7 protein-coding genes and 2 tRNA genes are annotated in these 10,501 nt (G+C 67.1%); 6 read left to right on the forward strand and 3 right to left on the reverse strand.

From position 1 onward, the window contains the following. Positions 1-29 precede the first annotated feature (29 nt). Both ASC70_RS02500 and ASC70_RS02505 read left to right on the forward strand, forming a co-directional pair. Positions 30-104: transfer RNA gene (locus tag ASC70_RS02500), tRNA-Asn, on the forward strand. 226 nt (positions 105-330) lie between these two features. After that, positions 331-405, forward strand: a tRNA-Asn gene (locus ASC70_RS02505). 115 nt (positions 406-520) lie between these two features. On the opposite strand, the gene ASC70_RS02510 is transcribed toward ASC70_RS02505, so the two are convergent. The 3 genes from ASC70_RS02510 to ASC70_RS25235 all read right to left on the reverse strand — a co-directional run bounded on the left by ASC70_RS02510 (position 521) and on the right by ASC70_RS25235 (position 4,046). Further along, on the reverse strand, positions 521-2,683 hold the full coding sequence (locus ASC70_RS02510; RefSeq protein ID WP_056046154.1) for an amylo-alpha-1,6-glucosidase: 2,163 nt from the start codon (positions 2,681-2,683) through the stop codon (positions 521-523). 15 nt (positions 2,684-2,698) lie between these two features. Next, a complete protein-coding gene (locus tag ASC70_RS02515) occupies positions 2,699-3,772 on the reverse strand; it encodes a glycosyltransferase family 4 protein (RefSeq protein WP_056046156.1) in 1,074 nt (357 codons plus the stop codon). 97 nt (positions 3,773-3,869) lie between these two features. After that, the gene (locus ASC70_RS25235; RefSeq protein WP_164468818.1) at positions 3,870-4,046 is read right to left on the reverse strand and encodes a hypothetical protein; all 177 of its coding nucleotides are present in this window, start codon (positions 4,044-4,046) and stop codon (positions 3,870-3,872) included. Between the two features lie 294 nt (positions 4,047-4,340). On the opposite strand from ASC70_RS25235, the gene ASC70_RS02520 reads away from it, so the two are divergent. From ASC70_RS02520 to ASC70_RS02535, 4 genes are all read left to right on the forward strand, one after another. Beyond that, positions 4,341-4,913, forward strand: a complete 573-nt coding sequence (locus ASC70_RS02520; RefSeq protein ID WP_056046158.1) for a protein-L-isoaspartate O-methyltransferase — start codon at positions 4,341-4,343, stop codon at positions 4,911-4,913. A 124-nt stretch (positions 4,914-5,037) separates the two neighbouring features. Further along, positions 5,038-6,495, forward strand: a complete 1,458-nt coding sequence (locus ASC70_RS02525; protein WP_082539793.1) for a TolC family outer membrane protein — start codon at positions 5,038-5,040, stop codon at positions 6,493-6,495. 129 nt (positions 6,496-6,624) lie between these two features. Beyond that, positions 6,625-7,164, forward strand: a complete 540-nt coding sequence (locus tag ASC70_RS02530; protein ID WP_047411377.1) for a DUF2497 domain-containing protein — start codon at positions 6,625-6,627, stop codon at positions 7,162-7,164. 126 nt (positions 7,165-7,290) lie between these two features. Continuing rightward, positions 7,291-10,011: a valine--tRNA ligase gene (locus ASC70_RS02535; RefSeq protein ID WP_056046161.1), complete on the forward strand. Its 2,721-nt coding sequence runs from the start codon at positions 7,291-7,293 to the stop codon at positions 10,009-10,011. The last annotated feature ends 490 nt before the right edge of the window (positions 10,012-10,501 follow it).

Raw genomic sequence — 10,501 nt, forward strand, 5'->3', positions numbered from 1 at the left:
TCACGCGGCCTCTTCTAAAGAGCGCCTGTTCCGCGGTAGCTCAGTGGTAGAGCAGCCGGCTGTTAACCGGCTGGTCGTAGGTTCGAATCCTACCCGCGGAGCCACTCTCTTTCGGACTTGCGACCGCCGTTCTTCGGTCGGTGCGAGTTTCCGAGCCAAGAAGAGATCCAAGATTTTCCTACAACTTGGCCTTGGCGGGTGGTGCGCTTCCGCGTCGCATATCGCGAGGTGCGCGGCGAAGCCTCGTCGGATCGTCGAGCGTGGACTGTCGCGCCTTGCGCCGACTCGGCGGGGCGGCTATCACCCGGCCTCTTCTGAAGAGCGACCTGTTCCGCGGTAGCTCAGTGGTAGAGCAGCCGGCTGTTAACCGGCTGGTCGTAGGTTCGAATCCTACCCGCGGAGCCACTCGCCTTCAGGTTTTCGCGCTTCGACTCCGGTTCTCGGAAGTCTGGAAGCGCCTAAATCCGGCAAAGACCTCAACGGCGTTTGAGCCTGTTTGGCGCGCGCGCCGCGCCACGCCTTAGTCCCAGCGCGGTTGCGAGCGAATGATCAACGGTACGTCGCCCTCGGCGCGAACCGCCACGCGATCGCCATGGCGTTCGAAGATCAGATCGACAGCCTCGGCGCCCACTCGCAGACGCTCGACGCGCAGGCGGTCGATGCCGATGGGCAGGCGCGGATCGACCAGCACGATCTCACCCCGATCGGCGTCGATCGTGATGCCGAGACAGGCCTGCAGCATCATGAACACCGAACCCGCCGCCCAGGCCTGGGGCAGGCAGGCGACAGGATAGGCCACCGGCGGCTCGCCGGGCGAACGGGGAAAGCCGCAGAACAGTTCGGGTAGGCGCATGCCCATCCGGCTGGCGGTCTCGAACAGGTCCGCCGTCAGCTTCACCACGCCGTCGCGTTCCCCGTAGCGCGACAGGCCCATGACGCACAGGGCCGTGTCGTGCGGCCAGACCGAGCCGTTGTGATAGCTGATCGGGTTGAACCGCGCCTCGCCGGTGGCCAGGGTCCGCACGCCCCAGCCGGAGTTGAAGCCGGATGACAGCAGCTGGTCGCTGACCTTGCGGGCCCGCTCGGGCGAGGGCAGGCCACAGAACAGCAGGTGGCCGGGATTGGACGCCAGCACGCGACACAGCTGCCCCTGGCCGTCGATGGCGATGCCGTAGAAGCCTCGCTCCTCCATCCAGAACAGCTTCTCGACTTTCTCGCGCAGGGTGTCGGCCTTTTGGCGCCAGATCGCGGCCTGGCCGATCTCGCCCCGGCGCTCGGCCAGGCGGGCCATGCTGCGATAGGCGGCGAACGCATAGCCCTGCACCTCGACCAGGGCGATCGGGCCCGATGGATAACGGCCGTCGGCGTGGAAGACCGAGTCCTCGCTATCCTTCCAGCCCTGGTTCGAGAGACCGCTGTCCTGGCCGCGGGCGTAGTCGATCAGGCCGTCGCCGTCGCTGTCGCCGTCGTGCTCGATCCAGTGCATGGCCTGTTCGAGCGCCGGCCACAGCTCGTCGATCAGTTTGTCGTCGCCGGTTCGCGCCTGATAGGCGCCGGCCAGGGCCACGAACAGGGGCGTTGTGTCGACCCCGCCGTAGTAGCGGCCGAACGGCACCTCGCCCAGCGCCGGCATTTCGCCCTTGCGGGTCTCGTGCATGATCTTGCCGGGCGCGCTGTCGCGGAAGGCCGAGCGCTCATGGGCCTGGTGGGCGGCGAGATAGCGCAGGACGCCCTTGGCCAGCGACGGTTCGAACCACAGGATCTGCCAGGCGGTGATGATCGCGTCGCGCCCGAAGGCGGTCGAGAACCACGGGATGCCGGCATAGGGGTAGGGACCGGTCTCCATTCGTGTCGTGAGCAGCGCCAGGTCCGATCGCGACTTGCCCAGCCACTCGTTGAACAGGCGGCCCGAACTGTTCAGCCGCGCGCCGTGGCGCCGGCGTGAACGCATATCCCAGCGCGCCCGGGCGGCGGCGTCGCGGAAGCGTTCGCGGCTGGGCGTGTGGCCGTCGGTGATGCCGATTTCGATATAGAGCTCGGTCTCGCCCTCGGCGTGAAGGGAGAACATGAACTCGGCCTTGTGCGGTCCCAGGCGAAAGGGCGCGTCCGAGAAGGCGATGAACGAGGACCGCTCCACCCCGTCCAGGCCGATATAGGTGTAGGCCACGCGTCGACCGTCGAGATGGGGCGGACCTTTGACGCCGCGCTTGGCGCGGTGGGTGCCACGCACCTCGAACATGTCCTTGAAGTCGGCGTCGAACTCCATGGTCATCGGCAACAGCACGGTGTCGCGGCTGTAGTTCACGCAGCGGATCCGCTCGTACAGCCGCTCGCCCCACAAGAAGCGCTTGCGCTCGATGTGCAGCACACCCGGCGGTCCCATCGGGCCGCCGGGATAGGGCAGGGCCTGATTGGTGCTGTTGCAGGTGAAGAAGACGTTGTCATGCGCCACCGCCGCCGACAGCAGCGACGGCGCGCGTCCGCCCAGGCTGAGGCGGTAGAACGACAGGATGCGGGTGTCGTTGTGGAACAGCCCGTCGCCCTGGCCGGCGATGTCGCCGAACTGATCGGCGACGATGAAGGTGTCCTTGTCCTTGAGGGCGTAGAGATTCTGCGGCGCACGGACCTCGGCCGTCACACCATAATCGACCGGTGCGTCTAGCGCCGGTGCGAGATTCTCCATGGCCCCTCCTTCAAGTCATGCGCTTGCCGCGAAATCGACCAAGGACGGGTAGACGGCCGCGCCGTCGCAAAGCCGCTCATAGAGCGCGACATATCGACGGGCCATCGCCTCGGACGAGAACCGCTCTTCGAAACGCGCGCGGACGCGGTTTCGATCCAAGGTTTCGACACGAAGAACGGCTTGGGCGGCCTGTTCGTCATTGTCGACGATGAAGCCGGTCAGGCCATCGTCGATGACTTCGGGCACGGAGCCGCAGCGATAGGCCACCACCGGTGTCCCGCAAGCCATGGCCTCGATCATCACCAGGCCGAAGGGCTCAGGCCAGTCGATCGGGAACAGCAAGGCGTCCGCGCCGCCCAGGAACGCCGACTTCTCGTGATCGCCGATCTCGCCGATGAACTCGATCAGCGGATCGCCCAGCATCATCGGTTCGATCTTGTCCTCGAAATAGGCTTGATCGGCGGGATCGACCTTGGCCGCGATCTTCAGGCGCTTGCCCAGGCGCTTGGCCAGCATGATCGCCCGGTCCGGCCGTTTCTCGGGCGAGATGCGGCCGAGGAAGGCCAGATAACCTTCGCTCTTCTCCGAGAAGGCATAGAGGTCGGCGTTCATGCCGTGGTGAACCGTCCCCGCCCAGTTGGCGAAGGGCAGGGGACGGCGCTGGTCGTCGCTGATCGAGACCAGCGGGAACTGCGGCCAGCGCTTGTAGACGCCTGGTAGGTCCTTCAGGTCCAAGCGGCCATGCAGCGTGGTCAGGGTCCGTTCGGCGCGGTCGGCGAAGAACGGGAACTGCACCATGTCGGTGTGGAAGTGGACGACGTCGAACGCGTCGGCCAGGGCCCGCACTTCGGCGATCTGGGCGAGGTGCGCGGCCAGATCAGACTTCAGGGGCGCGGGATCCAGGCGAATGGCTTGATCGCGGACGGCGATCAGCCGGGCCTTGGTTTGGGCCTCGGCGCTGGCGAACAGGGTGACGTCGTGACCGAGGTCGACGAGGGCGTCGGTCAGGTGCGCGACGACACGCTCCGTGCCGCCGTAGAGGCGCGGAGGAACAGCCTCATAGAGGGGAGTAACCTGGGCGATCTTCATGGACGGACCTTGGACGAGTGAACTGGGACGCGGCGCGGGTCCGCTTCTGATCAGTTCCGTCGTCCGCGATTGGTTCCGCGTAACGCCTTTTGTGGCCTTATTGCGACGAGGTGCGGCGCATGCGTTCCTGGCGCTCGCGTTCCTCGCGCTGGTCACGCTGTTTCCGACGCCAACGGCCGTACACACGGCGCGCCTGCTCGTCGAACCACGGCAGAAAATAGATCAGCACCAAGACGCAGATCGCACCTGCGATCACCACTCCCGCGCTATGCATGGCAGTTCCCCACGAAGCCTACTGATTTGGGCTTCCTCCCCCATCGCCGGCTCGCCGACGATAGCCGCATATTCACCATAAGCCCGTCACGATCAATCGACGTTACGTGACAAGGCTTCCCGCTAGTCTATTCGCCGGGCTTTTGGTCTTTTTTGGTATGCGGCTATGAGTTGATGACGCTTTTAAGGCCTTGCGGCGCCGCTTGTCGGGCCGGCGCGGCCTGGGATCGCATTGCGTTTCGGCGAGCGGCGGACCTATAAGCCTGCTCGAAAGTCCAGTCCTTCGAGGGATTCCATGAGCACCGACTTCGCCGCCGCGCGGCTGAACATGGTCGAGAGCCAAATTCGCACCGCCGACGTCACCGACCTGCCTTTGCAGGACGCCTTACGGGTGGTGGCGCGCGAGAGCGTGGTCCCAGCCTCGAAGGCCTATCTGGCCTATGCCGACGCCGACATCGAATACGCGCCGGGGCGCTGGCTGCTGCGTCCGCGCGAGGTGGGCAAGCTGCTCCAGGTCCTGAAGCCGCGTGAGGGTGAGAAAGCCTTGGCCATCGCGGCGCCCTACGCGGCGGCCGTGCTGGAGGCGATGGGTCTGTCGGTGACCCGGTTGGAAGGCGACGACCTGAAGGCCGTTCCAGCCGGTTCGTACGACGTGATCATCTGCGAAGGCGCCGTGACGGCCGCGCCGAAGGCTTGGCAGGACGCCTTGGCTGTCGGCGGTCGCCTGGGCGTTGTCGAGCGCACCGGCCCGGTGGGGCGCGCGGCGATCTATCTGCGCAGCGACGACGGTGTCGGCCGCCGACAGGCCTTCGACGCTTCGCCGCCCATGCTGGCCGGCTTCGAGGCGGAGGTCGGGTTTAGCTTCTGATCACGCGGCCGTTCGGGGACGCCGCAACGTCCGCGTGAAAAAAGCTTAACTGGCGACGTCTGGCGGTCCGACTTACACGCGATCATATTGTGGCAGGCGCGAGCTTCGCGTGATTGGGGATAGAATCTTGATGTCGAACCGTCGACGGGCCGGATTGCTGGCCGCCGCTTGCAGCGCGGGCCTTCTGGCTGGCGTGTTTTCCGCGTTCTCGACAGCTCAGGCCGAGACCCTGGCCGACGCGATCGCCCTGGCCTACCAGACCAATCCGACGCTGCAGCAACAGCGCGCCAGCGCCCGCATCACCGACGAGGGCGTGGTCCAGGCCAAGACGGGCTTCCGCCCCTCGGTCGGCGGCGAGCTCGACATCACCGCCTCGAACACCAGCCCCTCCAGCGGCGCCGACATCAAGGCGTCGGGCAGCAGCGCCGCGGTCTCGATCAGCCAGCCGCTCTACACGGGCGGCCGGGCCAGCGCCAATCTGAGCGCGGCCGAGGCCGACGTGCTGTCGGCCCGCGAAGGCCTGCGCTCGGTCGAGCAAAGCGTTCTGGTCAACGTCGTCCAAGCCTATGTCGACGTCCGCCGCGACCAGGAACGCCTGCGCATCGCCAAGGAAAACGTCGCGGTGCTGCAACGCCAGCTGGACGAATCCAACGCCCGCTTCGACGTGGGCGAGATCACCCGCACCGACGTCGCCCAGTCGCAAGCCCGCCTGGCCGCCGCCAAGGCCGGCCTGTCGTCCGCCCAGGCTCAGCTGGAAGTCAGCCGCGCCGGCTACGCCGCCATCGTCGGCCAGACGCCGGGCGAGCTCGCGCCGGAACCGACCCTGGCGGGGCTGCTGCCCGCGACGGTCGATCAGGCGTTCGAAGCCGCTCAGACCACCAATCCGGGCGTGACCTCGGCCAAGTACAACGAGCAGGCCGCAGCCGCCCGCGTCGCCGTGGCCAAGGCCGGCTATCGCCCCACCGTCTCGGCCCGCGCCTCGCTGGGCTACGCCGCCGACAGGCGTTCGGGCGTCGGCAGCCAGTTCGACGACTACGACCGCTCCCTGTCCGGCGCGATCACGGCCTCGGTCCCGATCTTCACCGGCGGCCTGACGACCTCGCAGGTCCGCGCCGCCAATGAGCGCGAGAACGCCGCCCGCAGCGCCACCGAGGGCGCCAAGCGCACGGCGATCCAGCAGGTCTCCAACGCCTGGAGCAATCTGCTGGCCTCGCGCGCCGGTCTGGTCTCGAACGAGGAACAGGTCCGCGCCACCCGCATCGCCTTCGAGGGTGTTCGCCAGGAGCAGCAGGTCGGCTTGCGCACGACGCTGGACGTGCTGAACGCCCAGCTGGAACTGTCGAACGCCGAATTGGCCCTGGTCGCCGCCCGCCGCGACGAATACGTCGCCAGCGCCGTGGTGCTGCAGGCCATGGGCCAGCTGGACGTCAACAAGCTGTCGTCGACCACCACCGCCTACGATCCCAAGGCCTCCTACGACCGCGTGACGCACAGCGTGGGCTGGGTGCCGTGGGAGCCGGTGGTCCAGGCGATCGACAAGCTGGGCGCGCCCTCGACCGCCCCCAAGGGCGGGTCCAAGTAGGCTCCGCGCCGCGTCGATTCCGCCCAGGCGTCGACTTGCGCTTGCTTAACACGCGCAAGTCTGCACCATCGCGACGAAGCGCGTCCTAGGGCGCGCAAGGATTCGTATCTCTTTACGACGGCCCCACACATGTCCGATCAGAGCTCTCAAGAACCGACGATGGAGGAGATCCTCGCCTCCATCCGACGCATCATCTCGGAGGATGACGCGCCGGCGGAGCCTGCGGCCGAGGCGGCCCCGCCGCCGCCCGAACCCGAGCCCGAACCCGAGGCGCTCGAGGACGACGTCCTCGAGCTGACCGATCCGATCGCGCCCGAACCGGAGCCGGAGCCCGAGCTGCCGCCGCTGGAAAGCGTCGGCGACATCGACGTCTATTCGCCGCCGGCGCCCGAGCCGGAGCCGGCCTATACCGCGCCGACGCCGATCTTCGATCGCGACGACGTGGCCGATAAGCTGGTCGGCGATCACGCCTCAACGCTGGCCGCCAGCGCCTTCGGCAGCCTGAGCTCGGCCCTGCTGATGCCCAAGGACGCCCGGACCCTGGAAGACGTCGTACGCGAGCTGCTGCGCCCGCTGCTCAAGGAGTGGCTGGACCAGAACCTGCCGCGCATCGTCGAGACCAAGGTCGAGGAAGAAGTGCAACGGATCGCCCGCGGTCGCGGCGTCTAAGCGCTCTCCAGAGCCGAGAAATCAAGGCGGTCGCTGCGGCGGCCGCCTTTTTCATTGCGAATTCCTCCAGAAAACCAAGGCCCGGCGGTTTCCCGCCGGGGCCGCAGATGGCATATCCGCTCCGCCATGCTCGATAAGACCTTCGATCCCAAATCCGTCGAACCCCGCCTGTACGCCGCCTGGGAGGCCTCCGGGGCCTTCAGGCCGAGCGAGGATCCGAACGCTGAGCCGTTCGTCATCGTGATCCCGCCGCCGAACGTGACGGGCTCGCTGCACATCGGCCACGCGCTGAACAATACGCTGCAGGACGTGCTGACCCGCTTCCACCGCATGCGCGGCAAGGCCGCCCTGTGGCTGCCAGGCACCGACCACGCGGGCATCGCCACCCAGATGGTCGTCGAGCGCCAGCTGGCCGCCGCCGGCAATATCGGCCGCCGCGACATGGGCCGCGAAGCCTTCGTCGACAAGGTCTGGGAATGGAAGGCCGAGAGCGGCGGGGCCATCACCAACCAGCTGCGCCGCCTGGGCGCCAGCTGCGACTGGTCGCGCGAGCGCTTCACCCTGGATGAGGGCCTGTCGGCCGCCGTCCGCAAGGTGTTCGTCCAGCTCTACAAGCAGGGCCTGCTCTATCGCGACAAGCGCTTGGTGAACTGGGACCCGCAGTTCCAGACCGCCATCTCCGACCTCGAGGTCGAGCAGAAGGAGGTCGACGGCGCCTATTGGCACTTCGCGTATAAGCTAGCCGACGGGGCTGCCTACCAGCACGCGATCGCCTTCGACGACGACGGCAAGCCGACCGAATTCGAGACCCGCGACTACATCGTCGTGGCCACGACCCGTCCGGAGACCATGCTGGGCGACACCGGCGTCGCGGTCCATCCCGACGACGCGCGCTACAAGGGCCTGGTCGGCAAGTTCGTGACCCTGCCGATCGTCGGCCGCCGCATCCCGATCGTCGCCGACGACTACGCCGACCCGACCAAGGGTTCGGGCGCGGTGAAGATCACCCCGGCCCACGACTTCAACGACTTCGGCGTCGGCAAGCGCGCCGGTCTGGCCGCGATCAACATCCTGACGCCGGACGCCAAGCTCAATGAGAGCGTCCCCGCCGAATATGTCGGCATGGACCGCTTCGCCGCGCGCAAGGCCATCGTCGCCCGCGCCGAGGAAGAGGGCTGGCTGAAGGAAATCGAGAAGACCCGCCACATGGTCCCGCACGGCGACCGCTCGGGCGTGGTCATCGAGCCCTTCCTGACCGACCAGTGGTACGTCGACGCCAAGACCCTGGCCCAGCCGGCCTTGAAGGCCGTCGAGAACGGCGACACCGTCTTCGAGCCCAGACACTGGGAAAAGACCTACTTCGAATGGCTGCGCAACATCGAGCCCTGGTGCGTCTCGCGCCAGCTCTGGTGGGGCCACCGCATTCCGGCTTGGTTCGGTCCGGAAGGCTCGATCTTCGTCGAGGAGGCCGAGGAAGAGGCCTATGCCGCCGCGCGAGCCAAGTTCGGCGCGGACGTGACCCTGGCGCGCGACGAGGACGTCCTCGACACCTGGTTCAGCTCGGCCCTGTGGCCGTTCTCGACCCTGGGCTGGCCGGAAAAGACCCCGGACGTGGCGCGGTTCTATCCGACCAGCACGCTCGTCACCGGTTTCGACATCATCTTCTTCTGGGTCGCCCGGATGATGATGATGGGCATCCACTTCATGGGCGAAGTCCCGTTCAAGCAGGTGTTCATCAACGCCCTCGTCCGTGACGAGAAGGGCGCCAAGATGAGCAAGTCCAAGGGCAACGTGATGGATCCGCTGATCCTGATCGACGAACTGGGCTGCGACGCCGTGCGCTTCACCATGACGGCCATGTCGGGCCAGGCGCGCGACATCAAGCTCAGCAAGCAGCGCATCGAGGGTTACCGCAACTTCGGCACCAAGCTGTGGAACGCCTCGCGCTTCGCCCAGATGAACGAGTGCGTCCGCGTCGAGGGCTTCGATCCCGCGACCGTCCAGCAGCCGATCAACAAGTGGATCCGCGGCGAGACGGTCAAGACCGTCGCCGAGGTCACCAAGGCCTTGGAAGCCCCGTCGTTCGACGAGGCCGCCGGCGCTCTGTACCGCTTCGTCTGGAACGTGTTCTGCGACTGGTACCTGGAGCTGGCCAAGCCCATCCTGAACGGCGACGACGCGGCGGCCAAGGCCGAGACCCGCGCCACCGCCGCCTGGGCGCTGGACGTGATCCTGAAGCTGCTGCACCCGGTGATGCCGTTCATCACCGAGGAGCTGTGGGACAAGACCGCCGAGTTCGGCCCGGCCCGCGACAGCATGCTGATCTCGGCCCGGTGGCCGGAGCTGCCGGAAGCCTGGATCGACGCCGAGGCCGAGGCCGAGATCGGTTGGCTGGTCGAGACCGTCGGCGAGATCCGCTCGATCCGCGCCGAGATGAACGTGCCGCCGTCGGCCAAGCCGGCGCTCAGCGTCGTCGGCGCGGGCGCGGAGACCAAGGCTCGCTTGGCGCGTCACCGCGACCTGCTGCTGTCCCTGGCGCGCCTGGACAGCGTCCGTGAGGCCGAAACCTCTCCGACCGGCTCGGTCCCGATCGTGATGGGCGAGGCGACCGGCGCCCTGGCGATCGCCGACTTCATCGATCTGGCCGCTGAAAAGGCCCGTCTGACCAAGGAGATCGCCGGCCACGCCGGCGAGATCGAGAAGACCAACAAGAAGCTCGGCAACCCCGACTTCCTGGCCCGCGCCAAGGAAGAGGTCGTCGAGGAGAACCGCGAACGCCTGGCCGAGGCCGAGGCCGCCAAGACCAAGCTCGAAGCGGCGCTGAGCCGGCTGGAAGCGGTGGGTTAGGGGCGGTCACTTGCCCGCGAGGAGACGGACTTCTCACGCGAGCGACGGCATCCACCAAAATCCCTCTCTCATGGAGAGAGGGAGGGGCCCGCCGCGTAGCGGTGGGAGGGTGAGAGGGTAGGCGAAGCCCCTGGACAAGCTTGGCGCTGTTGCGAGGGATGTGCCGGCACGCCGGCTGAGGGTGTAACCACTCACCCTCCCACGCTTCGCGTGGGCCCCTCCCTCTCTCTCAGAGAGAGGGATTCACGGGGATTGGACGCGCTGTATCCCCGGCGTTCGCGAGATCGAACCCAGCGATTTCAGCTACTTCTCACTTTTACGCGCTCCTGAATGATCCGCGTTCAGAACCACTGCACAATCATCGCTGTCCCTATCGCGAGGGGAGGGCGCTTGGATCCGGCCCGAAGCGGCGATGGGGATAGGTTGAGCGGGGCCGCTGGCGGTTCCCGGCGGCCTCGTCAGGTCGCRCGGCTTACTCTTTAGGAGCGCG

This window comes from Caulobacter sp. Root343 (genome assembly GCF_001425745.1).
Classification (GTDB): Bacteria; Pseudomonadota; Alphaproteobacteria; order Caulobacterales; family Caulobacteraceae; genus Caulobacter.